Source organism: Arthrobacter sp. MYb227 (assembly GCF_002975435.1).
Taxonomy (GTDB): Bacteria; Actinomycetota; Actinomycetes; order Actinomycetales; family Micrococcaceae; genus Paeniglutamicibacter.
In genome coordinates this window covers 213,707-240,156 of the sequence record NZ_PCPT01000005.1, presented here as the reverse complement: position 1 = coordinate 240,156, position 26,450 = coordinate 213,707, and the positions used below count along the sequence as shown (strand labels likewise).

The following is a 26,450-nucleotide window of genomic DNA, read 5'->3' as shown; positions in this document are numbered from 1 at the left end:
AGGAACTTGCCATGAACCAGAACCTCACCCTGGTTTGCTACGGCATCATCTTGGCCGCGGCCTCACTTGCGTGGCAATTTGCGCCGCCGAGTGCTCACCAACGAGACTTTCGCCCCAGGATGACTTTGTCTGCAGTGATGATCATCGGCATCCCGTCACTGGCTCAGCTCACCGTGGCTCCGGGATTATTGACGAGCCTTGAACGCAATGGATTTGCCGGTGCGCTACTCCAACCCTGGCGAGTGGTGACCTCGTTACTGGTTCAAGATGGCCTTTGGCCAGGGATGCTCTTTAACCTCGCGGCTCTTGCCTGGATTGGCATCCTTGCCGAATCCTTGTGGAAGCCACGGCAGTGGCTTTTCATCGCCCTCGGCTCGGGACTTGGCGCCCAATTCTGGGGATACCTTGTGCAACCGCTCGGAGCCGGGAACTCTGTGATTGTTTTTGGGCTCGCTGCCTCACTATTGGTACGCACATGGTCAAGTGGAAAACTCACATGCCGCATCGCCGCAGCGGTGGGCCTTAGTGCCGTTGCTCTACTAGTGCTCAGCAAGGATATCCATGGTGGTGCCGCGCTACTAGGTGCGCTCATCGCTGTACTTTTATTACGCTTACAAAGCCCCAAACACATCGGCTAGTATGTGACATCCCTTAGCGCCTACCCGGTCCGAAAGACTTTAAGTTCTGGCCACTGATCTGTGGCAAAACGTTTGGGACCAGTTTCTAAATGTCGATCCCCGAAAACCTCATCCAAGTCCACGGTTGTTGCACTATTCCAGTACGTTTCATATGCACCCTCCCGCCAATATTCTGGGCTCCGGGCGGTCATGGTGAGATCTGCATATTCCCGCTCGGACTGCACAATCCTGATGCCAAAAGCATTGCCCTGCGCATCGCTAAAGCGCATGAATTGCCCAATTCTGACGTTGTCCTCGCCTCGTCCGGTATCGATGGGAAGTACAGGAGAAATGGGCTTCAGTCCCTGGCGCTTCGCCGCTTCCTGGGCACGAGTTATCGCTTCATCTAACGATATTTCGCTCTGCATTTCCCACACTATTCCCAAGGTATATCCGGAGGACACGCTGCCATAGCCAATGAGATCCTCTGCCCTATTGACCCCGGAGGAATCCACCACTCCCTCGCGGCGATGAGCATCCTTACGGGCAATCCATCCGGTACCGGCAATCGCACCACGCAGCGGAACCAGCTCTTCCTGGAGCGAATCCCATCGCAAGTTGTGTAGCTCCCGTGTCTCTGCCACCGATAAACGCTTCACGCTGTACTGGCTGTTCCCCGCAGCGTCTTGCGCATTGAAGATATTGCCAGCATAGAGAGTGCTCAGGGCAAGGACCACGAGCACCGGCGGGACCACTAATGATGTCCATGCGAGCGAAAATCGGCGCCTTAACGTGGATGAAGTGATGAATGAGAACACCATGACGGCCAACCATGAACTAAGTGCGCAGAGTGCGCCGATCCGGCTGAAGGTATTTTCCACACTTTCCGGCAACCACCACAAGATCTCTCCAATGACAGAATCCAGGGAACCCGAATCGCCGGACCCGCGTACGAATATCGAGAATATGATCAAGCTCCACCAGTGCAGTACCAACAATGCGCCGACAATGTTTGAGGTGGCCTTCTTCCCCGCCTTGCGCATGACGCGGCGAGGAATCAAACCCAGTAGCGCGTATGCCGGAAGAATTAATGGGGAGTACAACAAAGCGAAGAGCATTTCCCAGCCACCGGCCCCGGACACCGCAATAAGTATGAAGAGAGCAACTGGCAGTAGCCACGCCATCCATGGCCACATTCGATAAACGATTGCACCAAATTCATTGTTGCCATTTGAGTCCGCGTCGACGTCTCGTGCTCCAGCGGGCCGTTCCAAGGAATCCAACGCTTTCTCCTCGTCAAGAAGTCTGAAGTTGCAGAGCACCACTTGCCCCCAGTGGCCAATCCACGCCAATATTTCTAGCAATTTGAACTAATCTAGCATTTTCGCGTATTCACCATGGCTCGTGCGGGGCGGGTAAGCGCGCCACCGACAATGCGCACCAACTTCCCGGCGTCCCCATGGTGAATACGAATCGGTCATGATCCACAACCCCGGTCGACATGTGCTTTACAGGTAGAACACCGCCAGATGGCCAGCCAGCGGATTCACGTTTCAACCGGGTCCCGGCGGGTTGCGAAAGTAGGAAACAGGGAATTCGATGGCGGCCATAGACAATACTGTGCGAGACACACTATCGTGTTTGTTATGAACGATGAGGATGTACTTGCCGGACATCAACAGGAGCTGCGCCGCGGCACAGTGGTCATTGCGGCACTGGCTACGCTCAAAACCCCCGGATACGGCTACGGATTACTTGCCGTCCTCGAAAAATCCGGGCTTAGTGTCGATGCCAACACGCTCTACCCGCTCCTGCGCAGACTGGAAAAGCAAGGCCTGCTGAGCTCCAGTTGGGACACCACCGATTCGCGACCACGCAAGATGTATAGCACCAGCGATGCCGGCAGAAAACTGCTCCAACAGTTGGAATCCGAATGGAACTCGCTGACTCAGTCGCTAAATACCTTACGAACCGAAGATCCTAAAAACCTCCTCAAGGAGTTGTCATGAAGACCCTGACAAACCGCTACATCACCGCCGTCATCCACGCGGTACCCGAATCTCAACGCAACGATGTGCAAGCAGAACTCGCAGCGGCCATCGCCGATCTCACCGATGCGCGCCTCGAAGCAGGAGCAAGTCCACAAGAAGCCGAACACTCGGCGCTGCTAGAACTCGGCGATCCCATGCGGCTTGCGGCCGAGTATTCAAACCGAAAACTGCAGCTGATCGGCCCAGATCACTACCCCACCTACATCCGGCTGCTGAAGGTGCTCGCCGCGACGGTGCTACCCATTGCGGGTACGGGAATTATCATTGCCAACCTGTTGACCGGTGCGGATGCAGGCGACACCGCAGCTAAGACAATAGTCACCCTGATCCAGCTCACGGTTCAGCTTTTCTTCTGGGTCACTGTTGTCTTTGCCATCCTCGAACGCAACCAAGCACCCAAGTCCATGTATCCGGCCTGGGATCCTTCAACGCTTCCGGATCCACCCCAGGGTGGCGTGAAATTGGGCGACACGATCGCCTCGATCATCATGTCGCTGGTGGGTGTCGCCTATCTGGTGTGGCAGCACTTCCGCTCCCCCTTTACCGATGCCGGCGGGGCACCTGTGCCGAGTCTGGAGCCGAGCCTCTGGAGTTTGTGGATCCCGGTAATGATCGCTGGATTACTTACAGGTGCAGTCGTGGAATTCCTGCGCTATCGCGCCGGAGGCTGGTCGTGGCCCTTCGTGGGGCTCAACGCGGTCACTGGCCTGCTGGTTGTGGTGCCGCTGGTGTGGCTTGCCGCAACCAATTCCCTCCTCAATCCACCCATGGTCGAACGCCTGGTTGCCCTAGGTTGGCACGATGCGGCCCTGCACATCAATGTTTCGGTCATCGTGATTGCCGTTGGCATTCTGGTGTGGGAGCTTATTGATTCAACGCGCAAGGTTCGCACAGACGCTGCCGCGCGTACCAAGCATTCGAACTCAAACCCTTCATGAACCGCTCGGAGATTAACCGTGGCTCAACAAGACCGGAGTAACATCCGATAAGACCAGCGCTACAGCGGTTATTTGTGAAGAACCGGTGATCATTCGCTAGGAAACGGTCTCTGGTTAGTTCACTTGAACTCCATTCGCATCGGGTTGACTCCTGAGATTAACTAACCGCGTCTAGTAATTTTCTAATACCTCATTTTTGAACCGTTAACTGGATCCTTATGCCCCAGGACCAGCGCATAAGCTGTCTTCAAGGACCGGTCAAGTATCGGTAGCAACGCTTTGAAGTTGCCTCCCCGAGATGACTAAACCTTGAGCTCCAACGCTCCGGTCTACTCAGTTATTTTCCGACTTGTGCTTAGCACAAGGACTATCCCGATGGATCCATGCAAATATGAATACCATGCAAAAAGCGGAAATCGTCGCACGCGTGCTTGACGGAAATAGTATTCATTGCCGAGTTGTTTCACCAACCGGTCAAGTACTTGAGCTAACGGGATCAACGGATTCAGTTACTCCAAACTTTGAGCAGTCTGGGCTGGGCACCAACCGTATGCTTGTCAACAGTGCTTGGGCTTTCGCATTGGATAGGTATGCAGCCGTTGATCTACCCGACCAACAACAACAGCAACAAGCCGAGAACCGTGCTCAGAAGCATCGAAAGATGGTTGAGTGGTTAGCGGAAGTTTCTGATGAGCTCACGGATGAGAAACGTTACGGATGGTGCTCAGCGTGCTTCGGTCAACACGAGCACCGGAAGGTGAAGCGACCGTTGGGACAGTTGCCCGTGTACTTATGCGATGAGTGCGGCTCCCCAACTCTTCCCTGCGCCGCACCTCTGTGCAAAAATATGGCGGTCCGTGGTCGAGGATCAATATCGATACAACGCTATTGTGCCGAGCATCGCCATGAGACCCCCGGATTTGCCAAAGCAAGCACCCCCATGGGCGCTCTGAACGACTATGAAGAGTTCCTCAAGTACGACAAACCCAATCTTGCACGAGCCGTAAAAGTAGTTGGGTTTGCCGGCGCAGGTCTTGCCGCCGCCACCCCGTTTGCATTTTTAGCAGCTCCCGCCATCGGCGGTGCCGTTGGCGTAGTTGCAGGCGGATTCTCTGGTGCCGCAGCTACTAGCTACGGGCTAGCGCTCTTGGGCGGTGGAGCTATTGCCGCCGGAGGACTTGGAATGGCGGGTGGAACTGCCGTCGTTACCGGTCTCGGTGCAGCGTTAGGTGGAGTTCTTGGCTCAACTATCGCTAATGCATACGTCCGCGAAGACAAATCGTTCCATATCGAGATGCTACAAGGTGGAAGCGGTGTACCGGTTGTTGTCTGTAATGGTTTCTTGAGTGAATCCGGTCGTGGATGGGGTGAATGGCGCAATATCATCACTCAGCGTTATCCAGATTCCCCCGTTTATCGAGTGCATTGGGGTGCCAAAGAACTCAAGAATCTTGCTTATTTTGGTGGTGGAGCTGCTGCAAGGGTAATTGGTGCCCCAGCAGTACAGCAAGTCGCCGCGAGGGCAGCTAAACTCGCCGCAAAAAAACTAGGGCCCATTGCTCCAGCGCTGCTCGTCGCTGACCTGGTCAAGAACCCGTGGCATGTAGCTAAAATTCGGGCTGAGAAGACCGGTGCTATCTTGGCAGACTTAATTGCGCGAACCACAGAAGATTCTTTTGTCTTGGTAGGGCATAGCTTAGGTGCTCGAGCGATGGTGTTTGCAGCTCAGGCTTTGAACACCAAAACCGATGGGCCACGCATTGAATCCATGCATCTCTTGGGCGCAGCTATTGGTGCAAAGGGCGACTGGAAATCCTTAGCTGAAGGCGTCAATGGAACTGTTTACAATTACCACTCAACGAATGACGGAGTACTCAAGAGCATCTATCCGGTAGCGCAAGCTGGCCAAACAGCGGCAGGACGCAGCGGATTCATGCCTGTGGTCAAGGGACTGAAAAATGTGGATGTTTCGGAAAAGGTGAAAGCGCACTCTGATTACCATGAGCACGTCCAGCTGTCGCTTGCCGATGTTAACGTTGATGAATCCAATAGAAATTAATCGCTGCTGGCCGGACTCAACGACCAGTTATGTGTTGACGAGCTAGGCATTCGCGTAACGACCGAGAGAAGTTTCGAGGGCGACGATAAGTGTCTTTCTGGGTCGATCTGAACCCAGAAAGACACTTATCGTTTGATGCTCGTTAGAGTAAGAAGCCGATCTTTTCTGGATCCAGTTAGACGTCTGCTGTTCGAGCCCTGGACGGAGACTCATCTAAGGCTCCCACCATTTTCGGCTGTGTCTGTAGCATAGCGTTCTAGTAGGAATTTCGCCCAGATCAATAAAGGCACATCCGGAAATGTCTTGCTCGGATCAATCTGCGCATCGAAAGCATCTGATTGGTTCAAGCGCAAAGTTGCTGCTTTGACACAAAGTCCTACATCGTTCGCAGTGATAATCTCGCGACTGAATGGGCAACCGGCCATAAAGGTAACCACCGATACGAATTCGGCAGTGGGCCAACTTCCAACTCCGCAGGCAACGCCTTGCACGCTCCATAAATGGAAGGGTGTTCAGAAAACCGATCCACCACCATCAATACAGCACGGTCAAGGACTTCGGCAGGACGCTCTTCAAGCATAGCTATTATCTTTCTTAGGACAGCCGTATCAAATCTGGGATGATTCAGGCTGAACTTCTAGCTACCGGAGCGAACGTAGAGTTCTCGGGTCTGGCCATTGTAAATACGATCTTCGTTGATATTCTTCTTGGCAACCTCTGGGTATGACTTATCGTCAACTGAAGTTTTAGCCGGGTAGAAAATGCCAAGCGGCGCGTCATAGGTGCTCATATTCAGGAGGTCTCCGTCAACCTGAATTGAAAACGTTCGTGGGTCATGATCGCCAGACGATACGGTTGGGAAGCTGATTTCAAGGCAGTTTTTGCCTGCGCCAGTGGAGGATTCCACGAGGCACCAGGTGCCATTGATCGATGAGGTCTCAAGAAGTTTGCTCGAACCATGGGTTGTGTCGGCGAAACTCGAGGTTACGAGCTCTTTGCCATTCCACGCAAGGGAAGCTGCGAATTTTCCGCTGGGGCTGATCGCATTGTCGCTCAGGAGCACCTGAGGACCGCTCAGAGAAAGCCGACCGTTGGCGTATTTGAAGCCACTTGGCATTCCACGAGCGCCTCCGCTGATAGTACCGATCCCGAAGGGTTGGCCCAGCGCGGCAATGCCGTCAACTGTACTTTCAAAGAGCTGGATCTGTGCAGGCCACGAGACGCCTCCTTTATCGCAGTAGAAAACAGCTGCGAGTTCATCGACGCCATCTCCGGTGAGGTCACCAGCGACGACAAAATCGCGATTTGGAATCCGCGGTGAATTTGCACCGGGGTGTTCAGAGTGTTTCTTCGAAAGTTCTCCGTTCTTCATCTTTCCCTTCGGGAAGCCGCACATCGAGGGAATCGACGCGTCCATGACCATTGCCGTCTTCAGAGCCGGTAAGGGCTTTGGAGTAACCGATGGCGTGGGAACGGCAGATCCTGTGGAGGCAGGTGCTGATGAAACGGATGGTGGGGCGCCTGCTGCCTCAACGTCAGCAGCAGCACTGCATGAAGCTAATGAGAGTGTCAGTGCAGCACACAGCGCCGCGAATTGGGTGCTCTTACGTATATTCAAAGTTGTCTCCTGACCCCTTCAGTTGGAAAGGTATTCTCCTTGAAGAATCCTCGGACTTTAGGAGCAAATCGGGTTTTTAGGCGAAAGGGTTATTCGTCAATGGTTACAAGGGCAACGAAGCATCGAGGCGCAATGAAAAAGTCGGTTACTGGTCTCTAGGTTTCTTGCGGGTTGAATGGAGTTAAACCAGCATTTCCAGTAGCTCAAGACCATTGAGGTGGGCCTTGTATAGCTCCGGCAGATAAGCCGCTCTGATGTTCTCTAACGCAGATTCCCACGCGATTGAAGACGCCGGAGTATACGACCGCGCCGCATCGCTAACACTCTTCTCAAACGCCTGGAGCATTTCATCCGCCGCGCTTTTAGCAGCAATGCTTGAAGCAGTGAGTCTTCGTCCATCATCGAATGGCAGATCCTCGCTAGGCGAGACGGTCTCGTATTCCAAGCTTTCATCCAAAGATTTGTATGCGGCTTTCATAGATTCACGAACAATCTGCATCTGAGAAGAAATCTTTGAGCTGACGAATCCGCCCCTTTGGAAGCCGTCATCATAGGCTCGTTCTGCTGATGGCCTAAGCTCCTGTTCGAAGTTTGCTCGAAGAGAGTTACTGAATGCTTCACGGGCAAGACCAAGTTCCTTACCGGCCGCATACTCCCGCGCAGCTTCCCACGGGAAACTGCCAAGCATCTCTTCAAGAGGATTACCCTCGACGTGACTTTCCAACATTTCCGAAATTGCGTCGACGACGTGCTCGGATGTCGATGCCCACGCGTGGTTCTCACCCGAGAGCTCGTCAATTAGGGAAATCGCTTCAGCGCTTTTCTGTTTAAGCCCAGGAGCAAGCGCTTTCAACTCCGCCCAGGAGGAATACTGAGAATCTCGTCCTTCGAAATTCAAAATATTTCCAGTGAAAATTTCGGTCGCTCTACACATGAGCCATGCGGAAGTCGCGAGTGCACGCTTTTGAGTTTTTCCATCCTGTGATGTGCCCTGCAACTTTGGCAGCCAGTGCTCGAGATTTGCCGAAGAAGGATGCCTACTCCAGGTTGAAATGAGCTGCTCTTGCTCGTAAAGCGCTATCCATAACCCGGCAAGGACTGGACAGACGGTTTCGTCAAATCTCAGTACGGGTTTGGGCATGCCGTGGGTGCCCCACGCACTACCAACGACTTGATTGAATGCCGATCGTTGCGCACGGTCCGCTTCGAATACGGCATCATCATATGCGGCTGCAAGATCTGCGCGTTCGGCCCCGAGGGTGCCTTCCCAGTCAATACCCATCTCCACTGCCTCCCATATCTTTGCAAGTCTTATAGCAAGAGAGTTGCACACGGGAACAGGGTTAGACAAACGGTAAAAGCCCATGTCAGAGACGGGAGGATTGGAATATCGGCAGGCTCGCTGGCTTGTTACTTCAGGTTGGAACAAACCCTAAACAATATTGAAGTAAACGTATCATATACAACCAAATTAAGGCGTCAAAACTTAGTTTCTTCAGGCAAATCAAACGTCCTCTATGACTCTTTTGTTACGGAGATTGCCTCACGTCAGAAAACAATCAATGGAGTCAGCCCGACGACGATCAAACTGAACCCCGTGTGCAAAATCAAGGCCGCGGAGAGCCTGCCGGTACGGCGAATTAACCAATGGCCGGTAATAGCTAGCATCGGAGCCGCAATAACTAGTGCAAGATTCCCCGTGACCAATGTCGATAGCGTGTAGAGAACTACCGAGCATAATTCGGGGTTTCGGCTAAATAATCGAGGTAGGGCACCGCGGAAAAAGATTTCTTCCCCCCATCCGGTCACCAAGGCAATAACGAGTGTCAGTCCGAGCGATATTGTTTCCGCCGTAGAACTTGCCGAGTGAACATAGCCCGATAAGGCCGGTAACTTAGCCAAGATCCATGCCCCAGTAAGAATTACTAAGTTCAGAAACAGTGTCACAACGATCGCTAGCTTAATGCTCTTCCGAAGCTGCATGGGTGCGACATTATTCTCTGGCACACGTCGCCGAATGAACAATCCACCAACAAACCATGTAGCTGCGGTAACGGCAGAAAGTCCAACAAATGCCATCGGGTCATCGGCGAACCGAAAGGTCAAAAACAAGGCAAATGACCCCACAAAAACTATAGCCAGTCCCAAAAACAGAGCATTAGGCTTCAAGTAGTCCATATATTAATCATCGCAGAGGGTGGGATTATGAAAATTCTCGTGACGGGAGCTTCTGGCTATGTGGGATCTCGGCTTATAGCCAGACTGCTACGTGACGGGCACGAAATTACTGCCGCGTTTCGTCAACCGGATAAAGCTAAAACATTTTCGTGGGCGGAACTCGTTTCGGTGGTAGAAATGGATGCCCAAGATGCATCGAGCGTTCGAGCAGCCGTGGAAGAAACTGAGGTTGCCTACTATCTGCTCCACTCGATGGATGGGGGTAAATTTGCCACAAAGGACCGTGAGCTTGCCAAACAGTTCTCTGAGATTTGCGCCGATTCCAAGGTACGCCGAGTCATCTACCTAGGCGGTTTGGCCCCGGAGAAAGCATCTGACAGCTCCGATCATTTAGGGTCCCGACTCGAGGTGGAAGAAATTTTCACTTCCTCGAAAATTCCCGAAGTCATAACTTTCCGTGCCGGAATTCTCCTGGGCGGAGGTTCAACGTCCTTCGAACTGATTCGACGCCTATCCGAACGGATGCCGGTAATCCCGCTGCCACACTTTATGGAGGCAAAAATACAACCAATATCGGTGCAAAATGCCTTAGAAGCCTTGGCCGCTGCGACAACGATGCCGCGTACCTCATCCACCATCGATTTGGTCGGGCCAGACGTGATGTCGTACAGGGAGCTGGTCCGCCAGTACGTATCGGTCGCACGTCTCAACCGGCAATTCCTCAACGTACCATCTGTACCCTACAAGCTGGTAAGCACCCCTGCCGCGTGGATTACCTCAATGCCTAAATCGACTGTTCATGCCTTGATACCCAGCCTCGGCGAAGACCTTATCGCACGGTCGGGGCAGACACAGTGCGATCTCATGGACTCGGTGTACCCGGATCAGCTTCTGAGCGTCACCCAGTCATTACGCCGATCGATACAAAGCGACGGGCCCAGCGATGAGCATGAGACCTTACGCTCAGATCCGGAGTGGGCTAGCGGAGACGTAGAAATCGTGGGCTCTAGGGCACGTCCAACGGGAACGAAGTGGTGGAATCGGTTGCTTGGAACTCATCGAGATTCAAAAGCTCACTAATGGGGGAAACACCCGGTAGCTTGTTATCGACCCTTTTTCTTGCCCGATACCCGGTAAAAACCGATCCCGAGGTTGGTCAACGAGTCAATCCCCCAATAGGCCGTGACAAGAATGGCAATCCATTGGGTGGCCCAGGGATCGTTCCAGTCTGTAAGTGTCAAAAACGCTACCGCGATCAAGGCTTGGATAGCGCCCCACATAATCTGGCTGCGCGGCCGCCAGGACAGTACATTGAAGAACTTGCGCCAACCGGTGGCGACGCGTGCGTCGGCGCTCATGGAAGTGGCAATGGTGCCGCCCAGTCCACGCGGTTCAACAAGCCGTGCGTCTGCCGGAAGCTCGGCAGCGTCAAGATAGTCGGCAAGCTCCGGAGCGTGACCCAGGATGGTAAGCACGTCGCGCACCTTATCCATGGATCCACTGCCGGAGAAGGCACTCACCAGATCATCAATGATTTCGGGGGCCAGGCCGTACTCGGATAGCTCACCAATGGATTCGGTATCCGGTGCCAGCCACTCACGGGTTAAAAATTCGGTAACGTCCGCGGCCGGTGTGCCGGGAAGCGTGGCAAGTACGGGCTCCGATGCAACAGACCAGCCGTGCCCAAACGCCGGGAAGCCGTGAAGCTTGCGGCCCTGGCTGGCAAACCAAAACACCATTGAATAGCGTGGGCCAATGTGTGAGAGCATGACGGCCGGGAAGACCGATTTGGAAAGCATGATCTCGGGCATATAGCCCTCATGGACGGCCACCGGACCGTGCTCGGTGGACAGATAGTTCCACGCTGTCGACGTGGCACCGGCAAAGAGCGATACTTCCGATTCTTTCAGCGCACCAATGAGTACCGAGCGGCCACCGCTTGGATGCTCGAGTGCCGGATCCTCAATCGGTTCGCCGCTTTCGGCATCAGCGCCATCAAAGTCCGCATATTTGGCTCCGGTGCCACGCTTCAAGGCAATGGCAAAGCCTTCGATTTGTTGCCCAAAGCTCGTGTTTCCGGCTGCATCGGCCATGATGATGTAGCCGTCGGGGTTCACCGCCAGGACCATCTCCACCACCGCATAGGCTCCCCAAGACACCGGGGCGGCAAGCAAGGAGATTGCCGCGCGCGCCTTGAGGGTTTCGCTAATGCGTTGGTGGGCGGTGGCGGCGTCCGCCTGATCAAAGATTAATGCCAAAGAGGCGATCAGCATGCTTGGCTGATCGCCTCCCTGAACATCAGTGGTATTACTTACCAAGGAACTTCTCAAAACCCTTCGGCAGGTTCATATCTGCTGGGTTGAAGTCCTTAGTGCCCGCACCAAATGCTGCACCGGTCGGCGCCGCCTTGGCCTTGGCTGCTTCCTCGGCCGCAAGCTGTGCTGCCTTGGCCGGGTTGCCGAACTTCGCGGGCTTCTTCTTGCCCTTGGCACCCTTCTTGGCTCCGGCGCGGCCGCCGGGCATCCCGGGGATGGCTCCGCCGGAGGCGAGCTTCTTCATCATTTTCTGGGCCTCACCGAAACGCTCAAGCATCGAGTTAACCTCGGAAACGTGAACGCCCGAACCCTTGGCAATACGAGCACGGCGCGAACCGTTAATGATTTTTGGTGCAACACGCTCATGCGGGGTCATGGAGCGCACGATGGCTTCGATGCGGTCCATCTGCGACTCGTCAAACTGCTCGAGCTGCTGACGGGAAATCTGTGATCCTGGCATCATGCCAAGGATCTTCTTCATGGAACCCATCTTGCGGATCTGGGCCATCTGCATCAGGAAGTCATCGAGGGTGAAGTCTTCCTGGTCGGCGAACTTCTTCGCCATCCGCTCGGCTTCGCCCTTATCCCAGTTGGCTTCCGCCTGCTCGATCAGGGTCATCACGTCACCCATGTCAAGGATGCGTGAAGCCATACGGTCCGGGTGGAAGATTTCGAAGTCGTCTAGGTTTTCGCCGGTGGAGGCGAACATGACGGGCTTGCCGGTGACCGAGGCAACGGAGAGCGCTGCGCCACCGCGGGCATCACCATCGAGCTTGGAGAGCACCACACCGGTGAAGTTCACACCGTCGTTGAACGCCTGGGCGGTGTTGACCGCGTCCTGGCCGATCATTGCATCAATGACGAAGAGGACTTCGTCCGGGTTGATGGCGGCACGAATATTCGCTGCCTGCTCCATCATTTCCGCATCCACACCCAGACGGCCGGCGGTATCAACGATGACAATGTCATGCAACTTGGCCTTGGCCTCTGCAACACCGTCACGGGCTACCGCTACCGGATCTCCGGTGGAAGCCTCAAACTCGGAAGAGACGCCCGGGTGCGGCGCGTAAACCGGAACACCGGCACGCTCGCCGTTGACCTGCAGCTGCTTGACGGCGTTAGGGCGCTGAAGGTCACAGGCCACCAGCAAGGGCGTGTGGCCCTGAGCCTTGAGGTGCTTGGCCAATTTACCGGCCAGCGTGGTCTTACCGGCACCCTGTAGACCGGCAAGCATAATGACGGTGGGGGCAACCTTTGCCAGGTTCAGGCGGCGAGTCTCGCCACCCAGAATGTTAACGAGTTCCTCGTTGACGATCTTAACGATCTGCTGCCCGGGGTTCAGGGAGGCGGAAACCTCTTCACCTAGGGCACGTTCCTTGATCTGTGCGGTAAAGGCACGCACCACGGGAACTGCAACGTCAGCGTCTAAAAGGGCACGGCGAATCTCACGTACTGTGCCGTCAATTTGGGCCTCGGTCAGCCTGCCTTTTCCGCGCAGGTTTTTGAAGGTGGATGTCAGGCGATCGGAGAGTGAATTGAACACGTGCCGTGCACTTCTTTCGTTGTGGGCTTTAGGCGCGGTCTAACCCGCTGGACTCAACATCCAAGATTACCAAGAAAGAGAAGCCTCTTTGCGCAACTCGTGGCAGTCTTGAAGGGTGAACCACGAATTTTCGACCCCCACGGGCACACATGTACGCACATTGCTGATTCTTGGAGCCTCCGGTGACCTCACCGGGAGACTACTTTTGCCAGGTCTTACACGGCTCATAGCTGCAGGCAGGGCCCCGGGAATTGCGTTGGCAGGTGCAGGTGCACCGGGCTATTCCCCCGAGCAATGGCTGGCGCGGGTCACCGAGGTTTGTTCAGCTGCCGAGGCAGAGGCAACGGATGCTGGCCGGGCAGAGTTACAGAAGATCCGTGCCACCACCAGCTACAGCGATATCGATGTCACGGTTCCCGGAGAACTTTCCAAACTGGTTGCCACGTTACAAGGCCCGGTAGCCCTGTACTTCGCTCTGCCTCCGGCAGTGAGCCAAAAGGCCTGCGAGGTTCTAGAACCCGGGGAACTGCCCGAAAGTACATTGCTGGTGATGGAAAAGCCCTTTGGTTCCGATGAGCGAAGCGCTCAGGAGTTGAACCGAACGCTGATCCGATTGGTGCCAGAGGAAAATATTCACCGCGTTGACCACTTCCTGGGCAAGGGAACCGTATTCAACATTATGGGCTTGCGCTTTGCTAATCGTTTGCTTGAGCCGCTCTTCACGGCCGAGCACGTGGAAAAGATTGAAATCATTTATGACGAGGAATTAGCCCTCGAGGGTCGTGCCGGATATTACGATCGGGCCGGCGCGTTGCGCGATATGATCCAATCCCATCTGCTCCAGGTGCTGGGCTTGTTGACAATGAATGCTCCGGCAACGCTGAAGGAACGCGATGTGCGCGATCATTTGGGTTCGGTACTGCGTGCCGCGGCGATTGCCGGCACCCCGGCAGAATCGACCCGGCGTGCCCGCTATACAGCCGGCACTTCTAAGGGTCGCCCGGTTCCCGACTACGCCAGTGAGCAGGGAGTGAACAGGGACGCAAATACCGAGACGCTCGCCGAGGTCACGCTGAACATTAACAATTCCCGTTGGGCCGGCGTGCCCTTTGTGTTACGTGCCGGTAAAGCCTTGGGAAGGATGCGTAAGGAAGCAATCATCACCTTCCGCCCGGTCTCACACCTACCCACAGGATTCAAGGGAACTGATGAGCCAACCCGACTACGCATTGGTTTTGGACCCGACACCCTAGAACTAGATCTTGATGTCAATGGTCCCGGGGATCTTTACACCCTAGATCGGGTCACCCTGGCAGCAGAACTGAACTCCCCCGATCTACTGCCCTACGGTGAAGTACTGCTCGGGGTGCTCTCCGGGGATCCAACACTCTCGGTACGTGGCGACACGGCCGAGGAATGTTGGAGGATCGTTGATCCGATTCTGGCCGCCTGGGCCAATAACGAGGTCCCCATTGAGGAATATGCGGCAGGTGGCAATGGTCCACTGGGTTGGGAGACCAACTGCACGCTACCTACAAGTTAAACAGCCGGTGCACGGCGGCGCTGCTGGCATCTCGTGATCCTCAGCGCCATCCCTTGCGCGCTTGGGCTTGCGGTACTTCCTCGTCCGGGCCCCATAATGGGGTCTCGGGCGAGCCTCCACGGCTGACCCACTCCTTGTGCCAACGCGGGGTCAAGGCAACTGGCCACCACCAACGAATACCCAACCCCACAGGGATGAAAACGGCCAAAAGGATGTTCCAGATCTCATCGACGAACGCCAACCGTTCCGCCGACGCATAAACGGCCACGGCCAGACCCAAAATCGCCAGCGCAGCCACACCAAAGTGCAGCGGAGCGTAGTTCCTCTGGGTGAAAATCAGTGGCCCCGGTCCCTGGATGGCCCACGAGCGCCACGCTCCGCTCCAGGCCCGGAAGAATGGTATTGCCAGGGCCGTGGCCGATACGACGATGACCGCTGTGAAGACCAGTAGTTCCGTTCTAGTCATGCTTTGCTTTCCGTTGGCTGGTGCAGGCGGCTGCCCACTACCCCAGGATTCAGGACTCAAGGAAAGCTCGGTTCCAGAGCTTGATCCGGCGCTGCTTGGAGACCACACTGCCCGATTCATTCATTTCAAGTACGGGATAGTTCAACGACACGGATTTAAGTGCATCCGTTGCAAAATTTTGGCCCGCGATTGTCCTGCGAAAATGGGGGTGTAGCCAGATCCACGCTAAGTGTGGCCGGGCTTCCGGTGTCTTGATTTCCATGCTGCCGATGGCGATCCGAGTGGTTTCGCGTTGAAGAAATGGGGCACAGATCAAATACAGATGACTATCTTCTGCCGGGAGACAATCTGGCGCCAAATCAGATGCCGTTTCAATTTTCCAGAACTGACCAAACTTGCGGGCCGCCGCAAAATGGCCGGTGCGTCTTGCCCTATGGATCAGGCCGCTACCAAGTTGATCTTCATCAATTTCAATGCGCATGGGATTGATGGCGGCTTTCTTGATAGCTCGATCAATCAGCCAGTCACCTGATTTGCTCATGGCGCCAGCCTACCCGAGTGCAATTTCTACTTGAAGCCTCACATTTCGCAAACGCACTAACCACACTGATATTCAACGAATAAGCTCCCTATTCCGGTGCTCTACGAACCTTGAATTGCAGATAGTGTCTTCGGTATGACTTTCATGTTTATTACCGGAGCTTTGCTAACTGTGGCGCTGTTAGTTGCTGCGTTGGTATTTCGGCTAGCTCGTCTCAAGAGGACTTTTCAGAACCCGCCACCACCGCTGAATTCTTGTGTGGAATGCGGTAAGAAGATCTCATTCGGGGCAATGGTTTGTTCGTCTTGCTTGGGTAGTTAAATCTGGGCCACTTTGTCTGCCAACCCGAACACGCGCTCCATTCTTCGGAGGGGTCTAAGCGGAGACCGCAGGAAATACAGTGAGCGACCCGTCGTTATCACGTTCAATTTCAATAGCGATGTCGGACTGCTGCGCTGGAAATTCAATGTGATCCCCGAGCGCACGAAGGCGATAAGAAACCCTTAGTAGTTCGTCAACTTCTCCCGGGGTAAACAATATGTTGCGGAATCCACCATTACGTTTGAGTTCAAGTGTCGAGAGTCGCAGCAGCACCGAATTTATGCCGGCTTCAAGTTCATCAATTTTCCTGTCATCTTCTCGCAGTGAACCGATAAAGCTCGTGAAAAGATTAGTCTCATCATCCAATTGAGCATGATCCACGGCCTGAAGCACAAGCACCCGCCGCTTGAGCGCAATAGCAAGCTTCGCTAGTTCCAGATGAGCTCTGAAAACCCCTCCCTCGGCTTCTATTCCCGGGAATGACTTTGTCAGTACGGCAATCTCCACTGGCCCCTCGGGAAGTGCGGCAATCGCGGTCTGCCATTTTCCAAGCCGACGTTTGGTACGTTCTATAGCGGAACTGATGGCGAACGATGAGGAATCCAGGCCCAACGAAAGGCCAATTTTTCCTTGGTCCAAAAGAACTGAGGTAGCTTTCTCGATAGCATCCCGACAACCGTCAAGGAGGCTGCGTTCATCGTCGAGCTTGTCCTCGTGTAGCTGCTCTAAAAGATCAGTGATTCGTTCTATGGCCTGCTGCCGTTGGTGCTCGGCGTGTGCGCTGATACTCACCGCGACGGCCATCAAGACCAAGGGAGCCGCCACAGTCAGGGCACTCGCACCAGCTATGGTGGCACCGGCCGTTACGGCAGTTCCACTAGCTGCACCGGCCGCGGCACTGCCAGTTACCGGTACGAATGTAGCCTTTGCGGCAATACCCGTTGAATTACGAAGTGCACTGTAGATTCCACCAGCTACAGCTTTCGAAGTCATAGGCTTGATCAGCCCTTGGCTCATTTGAGCTGCGACCTTTGCTGGCACTACCATGCGATATAAAACTTCCCCGGAGTTGCCTACATTCATAGTTTGGGGAGTTACTTTGCCCGTTTGCGAAACCAAAAATGTAAGTTGCTTGGCAAGTGGACTTGAAGCATGCAGGAGGATGCCGTTGCTTCGTTCGCTTTTCGTCAAGATGGGGTGAGCTTCAAGTGTCGCAATCGGAGATCCGGCCAGCGTTGCCAAAACAGTCCTTAATTCTGCCAACCGGTCTGCGCTCATGCCTTCGTTATCGAGAACACTTGAAACGGTTGTCACCTCAGTTGAAAGTGCCCAAACCGGCACGATCCCCTTTTCACTAGCGATCACTGTCGGATTCTCCTCTGTTCGGGTCCCACCATCGCTGGCAACGATGCAATTAATCGTATCGCTTTGAATCTGATGAATCATTCGCTTCCAACAAGCCTGTCTGAAACAACGGAATAGGCGACTTGGTACATAATTTTATGCGTTTTTGCCAGTCAGGAGATCAATAAGCCACGGCATTGACGTGGACGAATTCGGCCCTCGCCTGCCCGGTTTGAGTTCAGGGTCAGCTCGGTACGCTACGGCGCAGGCTTGCGGGTAATTTTCTACCGGAAATTTTGTTGACAAATGCTTTCCGTTCTCCAGAATTTTATTCTCAGTCATCATGCGATCCAATTGCTTTGAACCGAAAAAAGCTGTTCTTGAGCTCACATGCCAAAGTAACCAAACCTCAAATTTTAGATTCGAAACAACAATTTCGATGCCATGATTTTCGGCCAGTTTGATGGCTGAATTCAGCGTCGCGTGCTGATCCAAATCGATGAGACAGACCCCCATGTCAAAAGGATTTTTGGCGGTCTCCAATTTATGGACACATTTCTCAACGATTTTTAGAGGGTCTTTTCCTACTCCTACGGTACTAACAGATACCGATTCTCCAGAGGTTCCTAGCGCCTGGATCAGCGATTCAATATATTGTGGTTCAGTTTCGGTGCCTTCGGTACAAATGAGAATTCGCTTCTTCTCTGTCCGCTTCCGTCGTGCCACTAAGAAACACTCCCTTTGGCGCTGATTACCCTAGCTAAAAGGCTTGGCGCAGTACGAGGTACCGCGCCATACCGCCCTGCCAAATAGCGGCGCTCAATATTGGCATCCTTTGGATGCGGAAAATCAGCAAGGGAATACACTTCCGAAGCGCCATCAGCACCCTTGTCTGCAAACCAAACTTGTTCTGCTTCCAGCTCAAATCCCGATTCAGGAGAGAGGAGGTTCGTGTCGTGGCTTGTAAACAACAGCTGTGCTCCGCGACCGTTAATCTCCGGATCCAAAAAAAGTGAAATTACGAGTTCAACCAAATGTGAGTGGAGGCTATTATCAACTTCATCGACTACAAGAAGTCCTCCATAGCGCAAGGTTTCAATCGCAGGCGTAATGAGTGAGAGCCAAACAATGGTCCCCGCACTTTCCTCGTGAATTCCAAATGCACGAGGATCATTCTTCTTGCCTTTATGAACAAATTCTAAGGTACGCATGACAGCGTCGGATTCCAAAGGTTTGATTCTCAGTTGAGGCTTTTCGACTCCCGGTTCCTGAGATTCAGAATCCACAAGTTGTGCAAACAATTTCATTAATCGCAACGCTTCGGGTGGCGCATGATCTTCCTTCACTGCAACCGAGTGGACCCCAATATCCGCCACTTGTAGAAGTGTTGTTAGATCGTCAAAACTCATTTCTTGTTGCAACAGTGACTCGGTGATACTTGCTAGTCGCCGTTCTCGGTTTGTGTCACCAAATGGAGCTAACTCGATACCTTCAATAAGCGATTGGCCGATCTTCGTAAGCTCCGTATGCTCCAGCAGCAGAGCTCTCGATAGGATGAGCTCTCTTCGGGTGACAGCGGTCAGACCATCCTTGCTTTTGAAACGAATTTGGTTTGGCTCGTGCGAAACGGTGTCACGCTCAATAAGGGCTCTCCACCGCGAGCGCGGCAAATCAAATAGCCACTCTTTTTCAATTCCCTGAGGAGAAACCGCGAAGCCGTACTTATAACGAGTTCCGTCAAGTACCCAGTCAAATTCGTATGTACTATTTCCCTGCACTGTGTCATCGTCAAGTGCGAACGGAACATGGATCATGTCGGGTTGTTGTTGCCACGACGTTGACGAGTATTTGATGGCTGATCGCGCATAGTTGATTGCATCAATGATCGTGGACTTTCCGGATGCATTAGGTCCAAAAATTCCTAGTACTGGGTAGACAAGTTCATTCCAACTTTCATCACCAACCGGCTTGAGTCGTCGAAAGCTTGGGCGCGTGAACTCTAATACGCATTCATCACGAAGGCTCTTGTGGTTGGAAACGGTGAAGTTGAGCATCAACATGTTTGCATCTTATCCTAAGCGGTCCAATGTTGATGGAAATCGTATAATTCATACGTCTCGGTATAAAAATCATACTTGGCACCTTCCCTCCCATGTAAAACTTCACCTATCAGACTCTTCCGTTACTCGTTAAAAGCCCTCAAATAACGTCCCCTGCTTCACCGAGCCGTTGACTCTTACCAAGGGATTGCTAGCGTTGGCTCATGTCAGCTACTCCGAGAACCGGTGATGTAACCCGCCAACGCAAGATTCACTGGCTTTCTAGCGTGTCTCTTCTGCTAACTGCGGCTTTGTTTCTGGCTGCTTCGGTGTTGCAACAAGCGGCGTCGTTGCAGCGCTGGGTGACGCTTGTCGAATCGGAACCAGAGAATATAAGCTTTGCCGAAGACCACAGGTACGACTACTTCTTTCCCTCCGGGTCCTGGGTGAACTATGGGTCGGTGACCGAACAGTATTCTCTTGCCAAGTTTCTTCTGACACTTGGCATGATCAGTCTGACGTTTGGGGTATTAGCTCAAACAAAGGGTGCTCCAAGACAACGTATTCTCATCGAATATGTGTTGAGCGCTGTGGTTGTGGCCTGGTTTGGAATCAGTTCACTCCACGTCATTTTATCCGGAGCTATTGGATCTCCCAGCGTCCTGCAGTACTTGGGAATATTGGGAGCAATCGCGTCATTTGCTGGCCTGGCCTTGACCGTTCTTTGGTGGGGCCGGGCACCGGCAGCAGCCATCGGGTGCTTGCTATTGATGGGATCAACAACGGTTGGCTATGTGATTGCTTTTATACTGATCGCACCCATATTCGTCGGTTACACCTCGCACGATACGACACCATGGGCCGAAAGCGTTGTTGCCGCAACAACCGTAGCCGCTGCTCTTACTGCCCTTATTGCCTCGGCCATGGCACTACGCAAGCAGCGCGCTTGACTCAACGTATCTGGGATATAAGATCTCAGCCATGCTGATCACACCCATTTTCGCTGGGATACATCATGACGCTGCCTGGCGGTCGGAGTTAGTCGTTGCTTTAGCCACGCTAGTGATACGAATCTTTGCGATTGTGGGATTCTGGCTATTGAGGCAGTGCAAAGATGAAAACTCGGAATCCGCCTAGAGATTATCTAGCGAGGACTCTTCCTGACGCATTTTCAATGCTGGCCTAAGCGCCCCCGCCTTCCTTCTTATGATCTGCATCCCCCGAAGATCATGAACGCTGTGGCGACAACACATCATTTTCGTGTTGGCTCTTAGGGAAACCCCGCGAGAACTGAAGAGCCTAAAAATACTGTCAAAAAATTCAACGATCTTCTCGTTGACAAGGGATTATCAATAATTCAACGATAATTTCTGAGTGCTTCAATCGTTTCTTTAAATATGCTTTTGAAGGCATCAATGTGAGCTACACCGCCGGGAGGTAATACGGTAAGGGGAGGGATTCCTATCGGTTGACGAGTTTTTGTCTCGAATGATCGTTTCTCAGGGTGCCGGTACCGGCATGAAGCTCCGACACGAAGGCTAGATTTTGAACGGCAACGCAACGTTTAGGCACAATAATGCGGCTCTGATGGCAGTCACAAGCGTGCAAGCCCCCGTAGTGCTCACCTCAGCAGAGTTTGATCAGCGTTTAGCCCCGAGCCTGAAACGACTGAAGCTTTCGCGAAAGCTCCTTGAACGCGTGGCCGGAGTGGTGGAACGCCGATGGTGGAGCCAGGGCACAACCTTTGATGATGCAGCTATTGAAGCCGGTGGCAAGGCATTGGCCGAGGCCGGAATCGACGCCTCCCAAATTGGGTTGCTCATCAATACCTCTGTGACACGCAGAAACCTTGAACCTTCGGTTGCCTCGCGCGTTCACCATGAACTTGGGCTGCCCTCTTCGGCCATGAACTTCGATGTTGCAAATGCCTGCCTCGGGTTCGTCAATGGCATGACCTTGGCTGCAAATATGATCGATTCTGGCCAGATCAAATACGCCTTGGTGGTTGCCGGAGAAGATGCCCAACCGACTCAGGAAACAACATTTGCCAGGCTCAATGCCGAAGATTCAACGCGCGAAGATTACTTACGCGAATTTGCAACACTGACTTTGGGATCGGGTGCGGCCGCGGCGGTCATTGGTCCGGCCGACGCGCACCCCGGTGCACACAAAATTCTTGGCGGTGTCGCACGTGCAGGAACCGAACACCACGAACTGTGTGTTGGTGGCCCGGCAGGCATGTATACCGACACCAAGGGGTTGCTGGATAACGGCTTGGAATTAGTGGTTGATGCTTGGGATGAGGCACACCAAACCGGCTGGGACTGGAAGTCCATGGATAGGTACGTAACCCACCAAGTCTCCAATTCCTATACAAATGCCATTATCAAGGCCGTTGGCTTGGTTCGGGATCGAGTGCCCATTACGTTCCCCAAATGGGGAAACGTAGGCCCCGCTTCTCTACCCATGACGTTGGCTCAGGAAGCCAAGACCCTGAAACCCGGCGATCGTGTGCTCTGCATGGGCGTTGGCTCGGGACTGAACACAGCAATGATGGAGCTCATCTGGTGAGCGAGATTTACCCCGGCGTCAAAACCAACTATTCAAAGAATCTTCAGGTCTCTTCCACGTCCTCGGTGGATGAACCTAACACCAGCCACAACTGGCATTACCTAGATAATGCCGAAGAATTAGCCCAAGCAGGGATCACTGCACAAGGCACCTTGTTGTGCGTACACGGAAACCCCACCTGGTCTTACCTCTGGCGAAGCCTTTTCACGCATGTAGCCGAAAACAAACTCCCCTGGCGCGTGGTTGCGGTGGATCAGCTAGACATGGGTTTCTCCTCCCGCACCGGCAACTTCCGCCGTCTGGCAGACCGAGTCAACGACCTCAACGATTTCACCAACGCCCTGAAACTTTCCGGACCGGTCACCAGCGTGGGACATGACTGGGGCGGACTAATCTCCCTAGGCTGGGCCTTAGACCACCAAGACCAGCTGACAAACGTGGTGCTAACAAATACGGCGGTACATCCCGCCGGTTTTGAACTACCGGCAGCCCTCAAGCTAGCTACTCACCCCGCAGTACATTCTTGGGGCACCCAAGGGACCACAGCATTCCTGCGCACCACCCATGCTCTTGCCCAACCAGCCCTGAAACCAGAAGTCCGCACGGCCTACATGGCTCCCTACACCAGTGCCGGTCAGCGTAGCGGAGTGGCAAACTTTGTTGCGGATATCCCTTTCACCGAAGATCACCCGAGCCGCCCGACCCTAGAAAAGATAGCCGAGGGAATCACCTCCCTCAAGGTCCCAGCGCTCCTGCTCTGGGGACCCAAAGATCCGGTTTTCTCAGATCGGTACCTGCGCGACCTAGCCACCCGACTCCCCCAAGCAGATATTCACCGCTTCGAAGGCGCCAGTCACCTCGTCCAAGAAGATCGGGACGTGGCAACCCCCATCTTTGACTGGCTCACCCAAGACCACAAGAGCACCAAGAATGAGCGTGCCACACCACTTGCCGAGTACCGGCCAATGCTTGCAGAACTCGATGAACGCACCAACGATGACAGCACAGCCGTAGTTGATATCAATCCCCCACGTTCCTTGTCCTGGAAACAGCTAGGCACCCGGGTCAACGATTTAGCCCGAGGCCTCGCCGGAATCGGGGTCAAGTCCGGAGACCGGGTCAACCTATTGGTCCCTCCGGGAATCGAACTCACCTCACTGATCTATGCCTGCCTACGCTTGGGCGCAGTAATAGTCGTAGCAGATGCCGGGCTAGGCACCCAGGGACTGGGACGCGCAATTCGCGGCGCCGGACCCGCCTACCTCATAGGAATCGAACGAGCCCTCGTAGGTGCCAGATTCTTGGGCTGGCCAGGAACCAAAATCTCCGCCGAACCACTCTCCACGACCAAAGCCAAACTACTGGGCGTGGAACACACACTTGAAGGTTTACTCAAGGCCGGTAGCACCCCCAACGCACACGACCACGGATTCACCCCAGCCAACCCGGATGCCGATGCTGCAGTACTGTTCACCTCCGGCTCCACCGGACCGGCCAAGGGCGTTGTCTACACACACCGACAACTCGCAGCCATGCGAGATACCTTACGGGTTACCTACGATCTCAAGGCAGGCTCCGCGCTAGTTGCAGGATTTGCCCCATTCGCACTCTTGGGCCCCGCACTTGGCGCCACCTCCGTGACACCAGACATGGATGTCACGGCACCGCGCACACTTACAGCGGCAGCGCTCGCCGATGCAGCGGCAGCAGTGGAGGCCACTACCATTTTCGCCTCGCCTGCCGCGTTGGCCAATGTCCTCAAAACCCAAAATGCCTTGGACACTGCAAAACGCAAGGCCTTAGGGAACGTCTCACTTGTGCTTTCTGCCGGGGCACCCATTCCCGAACCACTTTTGGCAGAAGTTCAGTCTCTGGTTCCGCAAGCCCGGGTACACACCCCCTATGGAATGACCGAAGCACTTCCCGTCACCGATATTGACCTAGCTGGTATCCGGGCGGCGGGAACCGGCAATGGAGTCTGTGTGGGCAGCGCTGTAGCCGGAGCACAGGTAGCCATCGCGGCACTCGATGGTTCCGGACAGGCGGGATCCACGCCGATCACCACCGCAAATATCACCGGTGAGATCTTGGTGCGGGCCCCGCACGTCAAGGACCGCTACGACAAGCTCTGGATCACCGAAGAGGTCAGCACCTCAATCCCCGGGTGGCACCGCACCGGCGATGTTGGGCACCTCGATGACGCGGGAAGACTATGGGTCGAGGGACGCCTTGGACATGTGCTCAATACTGCATACGGACCCAAAACCCCTGTAGCCGGTGAGCAAGCAGCCGAATCAGTGCCCGGCGCCGGCCGTGCCGCCCTTGTAGGCGTGGGCCCGGCAGGCACCCAAGCTGCGGTAATCATCATGGAGACCATCCCTGCGGCACGCCGCGCGGCACCCGCCCCCACAGCGCTTGCAGCTGGTGTCCGTGAAGCAGTAGCCACAACAGGCATCACAATTGCAGCGGTGTTGGTGGTCCCGGACTTGCCCACAGATATCCGGCATAATTCCAAGATTGACAGGGCCGCCCTGGCCCAATGGGCTACCTTGGTCTTAGCCGGTGGAAAGATCAGCAATCCATGAGCAATCGTTCTCCAGCATTCAATCCACGTCGTGTCTTGGTCACCGGTGCCAGTGGCATGCTCGGCGGGGCAGTTGCTGAACTGCTGCGTGCCAAGGGGCATCAGGTACGTGCCTTTCAGCGCCGTTCAACGAATAACGGTACCGACGAGGTACTTGGCTCGCTAATCGATCCAGAGGCCGTGGCCCGCGCTACCCGCGACATGGATGCCGTCATCCATTTGGCAGCAAAGGTTTCCTTCACCGGGGCCTGGCACGATTTTGTTGCAACAAATATCACCGGTACAAATAATCTGCTGGCGGCGGCACAAGATGCAGGCGTTGCGGACTTCGTCTTTGTTTCTTCCCCTTCTGTTGCGCACCTGGGTGAGCCACTGGTTGGCGCGGGTGCCTGGCCGGCCAACCCACACCAGGCGCGAGGCAACTATGCCCGGTCTAAGGCTGCAGGGGAACTGAATGCGCTCGCCCAAGACTGTGAATCCTTCCGGGTCACCGCGATCCGGCCGCACGTGGTCTGGGGACCGGGTGATACCCAACTTGTTGAGCGTGTTATCGCGCGATCCAAAGCCGGGCGCTTGCCACTACTGGATCATGGCACAGCACTGATAGACACCACGTACATAGACAATGCTGCAGCAGCAATAGTTCGTGGGCTCGAACGCATGGATCAGGCCCATGGCCGAGCGCTGGTTGTCACAAACGCTGAACCACGCCCGGTAGGAGAACTTATCGGTGGGATCTGCCAAGCCGGCGGTGCACCTGTTCCAACACTGAATGTTCCGGGTTGGTTGGCCCGCGGTGCTGGTTCAGTTATTGAGAAAGTATGGCTTGCCGCAGGGGCTAAGAATCTTGTCCACGACGAGCCTCCCATGACCCGTTTCTTGGCCGAACAGCTCTCCACTGCGCATTGGTTTGACCAACGCGAAACCCAAGAGGTGTTGGACTGGGTACCGGAAGTTTCCATTGAAGAGGGACTTAATCGGCTTGCCGCACACTACGGTGGGAGCGGGCCGACTCCGATCAAGTAATCGGCTCCGCACCGTGGCTGGCCGGTACCCAGCTACCGAAACTTGTCACGTTTGTATTCCATTCGGTCTTTGCCCATGTCCCGACCGCAATTTTGCTGGAAGACTCGGGGTATGAGAAGCATTTGGAAACTTGGGATTTCAACGGCGTGTGGCCTGGGGTTGTTTATGGGGCTTGCCGCGTGCACCACGGCACCCGAACCTTTACCTTCGGCAAGCTCATTATCGACCAGCACCGAACAAACTCCGGCTGAAACAGCAAGTACGACGAGCGCTTCCGAAACACCGTCTGACTCCCCTGCCCCCACGGCAAGTGCACCAACTTCGGCAACGAGCCCGACAACGCCGGGTGTTGGCGGTCATGGCACAGCTGCCAATGGCGGCACCATGAAAATTGCAGTTGAGGGGTCGGCTCTTCCTGCGACTGCTCGGTGCGAGGGTTTTGCACAGAATCTAGGAACCGTTGAGTCAGGTGGTGGTGGCCTCAGCGGTGCAACTATCAAGCTGGGGACAATCCCCGTTGCTTCGACCAGCGAGATTCTGATGCTTCCAGGTTCCTACAATGTCCGGGCGCGTTGTTCTTCTGGAGAACTCCAATGGGAGGGAACCAGCAAGTCTGTGTTGGTGAAGCGGGAACAAGATACCGACATCATGATCTCATTAAGGCCCCTAAATTAGCCGTTTCGAGTATTTTCAAAC

The 26,450-nt window shown here is 54.4% G+C and carries 23 protein-coding genes; 12 read left to right on the top strand and 11 right to left on the bottom strand.

All coding sequences use genetic code 11. From position 1 onward, the window contains the following. Nucleotides 1–11 precede the first annotated feature (11 nt). Nucleotides 12–638 carry a rhomboid family intramembrane serine protease gene (locus CQ018_RS12430; RefSeq protein ID WP_105550320.1) on the top strand — a complete coding sequence of 209 codons (627 nt, stop codon included), beginning with the start codon at nucleotides 12–14 and terminating at the stop codon, nucleotides 636–638. Nucleotides 639–658: 20 nt separating this feature from the next. On the opposite strand, the gene CQ018_RS12425 is transcribed toward CQ018_RS12430, so the two are convergent. After that, nucleotides 659–1,900 carry a hypothetical protein gene (locus CQ018_RS12425; RefSeq protein ID WP_105550319.1) on the bottom strand — a complete coding sequence of 414 codons (1,242 nt, stop codon included), beginning with the start codon at nucleotides 1,898–1,900 and terminating at the stop codon, nucleotides 659–661. A 363-nt stretch (nucleotides 1,901–2,263) separates the two neighbouring features. Here CQ018_RS12425 and CQ018_RS12420 point away from each other — a divergent pair, with 363 nt between their 5' ends. From CQ018_RS12420 to CQ018_RS12410, 3 genes are all read left to right on the top strand, one after another. Next, on the top strand, nucleotides 2,264–2,626 hold the full coding sequence (locus tag CQ018_RS12420) for a PadR family transcriptional regulator (RefSeq protein WP_105550318.1): 363 nt from the start codon (nucleotides 2,264–2,266) through the stop codon (nucleotides 2,624–2,626). Continuing rightward, nucleotides 2,623–3,606, top strand: a complete 984-nt coding sequence (locus CQ018_RS12415; protein ID WP_105550317.1) for a permease prefix domain 1-containing protein — start codon at nucleotides 2,623–2,625, stop codon at nucleotides 3,604–3,606. The genes CQ018_RS12420 and CQ018_RS12415 overlap by 4 nt, the downstream gene beginning before the upstream one ends. Before the next feature lie 391 nt (nucleotides 3,607–3,997). Continuing rightward, nucleotides 3,998–5,665, top strand: coding sequence for a DUF726 domain-containing protein (locus CQ018_RS12410; RefSeq protein ID WP_105550316.1), 1,668 nt, complete (start codon nucleotides 3,998–4,000; stop codon nucleotides 5,663–5,665). Between the two features lie 637 nt (nucleotides 5,666–6,302). Here the strand turns inward: CQ018_RS12410 and CQ018_RS12400 are convergent. After that, nucleotides 6,303–7,037, bottom strand: coding sequence for a hypothetical protein (locus tag CQ018_RS12400; RefSeq protein ID WP_146111894.1), 735 nt, complete (start codon nucleotides 7,035–7,037; stop codon nucleotides 6,303–6,305). A 43-nt stretch (nucleotides 7,038–7,080) separates the two neighbouring features. Between CQ018_RS12400 and CQ018_RS12395 the strand changes: the two genes are divergently transcribed. Then, nucleotides 7,081–7,296 (top strand): hypothetical protein, encoded by a 216-nt coding sequence (locus CQ018_RS12395; protein ID WP_105550313.1) that lies wholly within the window; start codon nucleotides 7,081–7,083, stop codon nucleotides 7,294–7,296. A gap of 168 nt (nucleotides 7,297–7,464) precedes the next feature. On the opposite strand, the gene CQ018_RS12390 is transcribed toward CQ018_RS12395, so the two are convergent. Together CQ018_RS12390 and CQ018_RS12385 are read right to left on the bottom strand one after the other, a co-directional pair. After that, on the bottom strand, nucleotides 7,465–8,565 hold the full coding sequence (locus CQ018_RS12390) for a hypothetical protein (RefSeq protein ID WP_105550312.1): 1,101 nt from the start codon (nucleotides 8,563–8,565) through the stop codon (nucleotides 7,465–7,467). A gap of 266 nt (nucleotides 8,566–8,831) precedes the next feature. Beyond that, entirely contained in the window at nucleotides 8,832–9,461 is a 630-nt protein-coding gene (locus CQ018_RS12385) for a CPBP family intramembrane glutamic endopeptidase (protein WP_105550311.1), read from the bottom strand. Between the two features lie 27 nt (nucleotides 9,462–9,488). On the opposite strand from CQ018_RS12385, the gene CQ018_RS12380 reads away from it, so the two are divergent. Then, the gene (locus CQ018_RS12380; RefSeq protein WP_105550310.1) at nucleotides 9,489–10,541 is read left to right on the top strand and encodes an NAD(P)H-binding protein; all 1,053 of its coding nucleotides are present in this window, start codon (nucleotides 9,489–9,491) and stop codon (nucleotides 10,539–10,541) included. 23 nt (nucleotides 10,542–10,564) lie between these two features. On the opposite strand, the gene CQ018_RS12375 is transcribed toward CQ018_RS12380, so the two are convergent. Together CQ018_RS12375 and ffh are read right to left on the bottom strand one after the other, a co-directional pair. After that, nucleotides 10,565–11,734 carry a hypothetical protein gene (locus CQ018_RS12375; RefSeq protein WP_105550309.1) on the bottom strand — a complete coding sequence of 390 codons (1,170 nt, stop codon included), beginning with the start codon at nucleotides 11,732–11,734 and terminating at the stop codon, nucleotides 10,565–10,567. A gap of 34 nt (nucleotides 11,735–11,768) precedes the next feature. Further along, the gene (gene ffh / locus CQ018_RS12370) at nucleotides 11,769–13,319 is read right to left on the bottom strand and encodes a signal recognition particle protein (RefSeq protein WP_105550308.1); all 1,551 of its coding nucleotides are present in this window, start codon (nucleotides 13,317–13,319) and stop codon (nucleotides 11,769–11,771) included. A gap of 115 nt (nucleotides 13,320–13,434) precedes the next feature. On the opposite strand from ffh, the gene CQ018_RS12365 reads away from it, so the two are divergent. Continuing rightward, nucleotides 13,435–14,862, top strand: a complete 1,428-nt coding sequence (locus CQ018_RS12365; protein ID WP_105550307.1) for a glucose-6-phosphate dehydrogenase — start codon at nucleotides 13,435–13,437, stop codon at nucleotides 14,860–14,862. A gap of 40 nt (nucleotides 14,863–14,902) precedes the next feature. On the opposite strand, the gene CQ018_RS12360 is transcribed toward CQ018_RS12365, so the two are convergent. The 5 genes from CQ018_RS12360 to CQ018_RS12340 all read right to left on the bottom strand — a co-directional run bounded on the left by CQ018_RS12360 (nucleotide 14,903) and on the right by CQ018_RS12340 (nucleotide 19,594). Next, the gene (locus CQ018_RS12360) at nucleotides 14,903–15,328 is read right to left on the bottom strand and encodes a hypothetical protein (protein WP_105550306.1); all 426 of its coding nucleotides are present in this window, start codon (nucleotides 15,326–15,328) and stop codon (nucleotides 14,903–14,905) included. Between the two features lie 49 nt (nucleotides 15,329–15,377). Then, nucleotides 15,378–15,869: a hypothetical protein gene (locus CQ018_RS12355; RefSeq protein ID WP_105550305.1), complete on the bottom strand. Its 492-nt coding sequence runs from the start codon at nucleotides 15,867–15,869 to the stop codon at nucleotides 15,378–15,380. Between the two features lie 375 nt (nucleotides 15,870–16,244). Continuing rightward, entirely contained in the window at nucleotides 16,245–17,555 is a 1,311-nt protein-coding gene (locus CQ018_RS12350; protein ID WP_105550406.1) for a hypothetical protein, read from the bottom strand. Between the two features lie 135 nt (nucleotides 17,556–17,690). After that, nucleotides 17,691–18,260: an RloB family protein gene (locus tag CQ018_RS12345; RefSeq protein ID WP_105550304.1), complete on the bottom strand. Its 570-nt coding sequence runs from the start codon at nucleotides 18,258–18,260 to the stop codon at nucleotides 17,691–17,693. Continuing rightward, nucleotides 18,260–19,594 (bottom strand): ATP/GTP-binding protein, encoded by a 1,335-nt coding sequence (locus tag CQ018_RS12340; protein ID WP_105550303.1) that lies wholly within the window; start codon nucleotides 19,592–19,594, stop codon nucleotides 18,260–18,262. The genes CQ018_RS12345 and CQ018_RS12340 overlap by 1 nt, the downstream gene beginning before the upstream one ends. 203 nt (nucleotides 19,595–19,797) lie before the next feature. Here CQ018_RS12340 and CQ018_RS12335 point away from each other — a divergent pair, with 203 nt between their 5' ends. From CQ018_RS12335 to CQ018_RS12315, 5 genes are all read left to right on the top strand, one after another. Then, nucleotides 19,798–20,523, top strand: a complete 726-nt coding sequence (locus tag CQ018_RS12335; protein WP_105550302.1) for a hypothetical protein — start codon at nucleotides 19,798–19,800, stop codon at nucleotides 20,521–20,523. A 595-nt stretch (nucleotides 20,524–21,118) separates the two neighbouring features. Next, the gene (locus CQ018_RS12330; protein ID WP_105550301.1) at nucleotides 21,119–22,144 is read left to right on the top strand and encodes a 3-oxoacyl-ACP synthase III; all 1,026 of its coding nucleotides are present in this window, start codon (nucleotides 21,119–21,121) and stop codon (nucleotides 22,142–22,144) included. Beyond that, complete coding sequence (locus CQ018_RS12325) at nucleotides 22,141–24,729, top strand: alpha/beta fold hydrolase (RefSeq protein WP_105550300.1); 2,589 nt, start codon at nucleotides 22,141–22,143, stop codon at nucleotides 24,727–24,729. Before CQ018_RS12330 ends, CQ018_RS12325 begins: the two co-directional genes overlap by 4 nt. Continuing rightward, entirely contained in the window at nucleotides 24,726–25,754 is a 1,029-nt protein-coding gene (locus CQ018_RS12320) for an NAD(P)-dependent oxidoreductase (RefSeq protein ID WP_105550299.1), read from the top strand. The genes CQ018_RS12325 and CQ018_RS12320 overlap by 4 nt, the downstream gene beginning before the upstream one ends. Nucleotides 25,755–25,865: 111 nt before the next feature. Continuing rightward, complete coding sequence (locus CQ018_RS12315; RefSeq protein WP_146111893.1) at nucleotides 25,866–26,429, top strand: hypothetical protein; 564 nt, start codon at nucleotides 25,866–25,868, stop codon at nucleotides 26,427–26,429. The last annotated feature ends 21 nt before the right edge of the window (nucleotides 26,430–26,450 follow it).

Excerpts from the sequence above, each read along its gene's own strand:
- CQ018_RS12395 (WP_105550313.1), top strand. The coding sequence starts at position 7,081 with ATGACCATTGCCGTCTTCAGAGCCGGTAAGGGCTTTGGAGTAACCGAT.
- CQ018_RS12400 (WP_146111894.1), bottom strand. The coding sequence starts at position 7,037 with ATGAAGAACGGAGAACTTTCGAAGAAACACTCTGAACACCCCGGTGCA.
- CQ018_RS12415 (WP_105550317.1), top strand. The coding sequence starts at position 2,623 with ATGAAGACCCTGACAAACCGCTACATCACCGCCGTCATCCACGCGGTA.
- CQ018_RS12420 (WP_105550318.1), top strand. The coding sequence starts at position 2,264 with ATGAACGATGAGGATGTACTTGCCGGACATCAACAGGAGCTGCGCCGC.
- CQ018_RS12380 (WP_105550310.1), top strand. The coding sequence starts at position 9,489 with ATGAAAATTCTCGTGACGGGAGCTTCTGGCTATGTGGGATCTCGGCTT.
- CQ018_RS12320 (WP_105550299.1), top strand. The coding sequence starts at position 24,726 with ATGAGCAATCGTTCTCCAGCATTCAATCCACGTCGTGTCTTGGTCACC.
- CQ018_RS12430 (WP_105550320.1), top strand. The coding sequence starts at position 12 with ATGAACCAGAACCTCACCCTGGTTTGCTACGGCATCATCTTGGCCGCG.
- CQ018_RS12375 (WP_105550309.1), bottom strand. The coding sequence starts at position 11,734 with ATGCTGATCGCCTCTTTGGCATTAATCTTTGATCAGGCGGACGCCGCC.
- CQ018_RS12385 (WP_105550311.1), bottom strand. The coding sequence starts at position 9,461 with ATGGACTACTTGAAGCCTAATGCTCTGTTTTTGGGACTGGCTATAGTT.
- CQ018_RS12335 (WP_105550302.1), top strand. The coding sequence starts at position 19,798 with ATGTCAGCTACTCCGAGAACCGGTGATGTAACCCGCCAACGCAAGATT.
- CQ018_RS12390 (WP_105550312.1), bottom strand. The coding sequence starts at position 8,565 with ATGGGTATTGACTGGGAAGGCACCCTCGGGGCCGAACGCGCAGATCTT.
- CQ018_RS12360 (WP_105550306.1), bottom strand. The coding sequence starts at position 15,328 with ATGACTAGAACGGAACTACTGGTCTTCACAGCGGTCATCGTCGTATCG.
- CQ018_RS12340 (WP_105550303.1), bottom strand. The coding sequence starts at position 19,594 with ATGTTGATGCTCAACTTCACCGTTTCCAACCACAAGAGCCTTCGTGAT.
- CQ018_RS12410 (WP_105550316.1), top strand. The coding sequence starts at position 3,998 with ATGAATACCATGCAAAAAGCGGAAATCGTCGCACGCGTGCTTGACGGA.
- CQ018_RS12355 (WP_105550305.1), bottom strand. The coding sequence starts at position 15,869 with ATGAGCAAATCAGGTGACTGGCTGATTGATCGAGCTATCAAGAAAGCC.
- CQ018_RS12315 (WP_146111893.1), top strand. The coding sequence starts at position 25,866 with ATGAGAAGCATTTGGAAACTTGGGATTTCAACGGCGTGTGGCCTGGGG.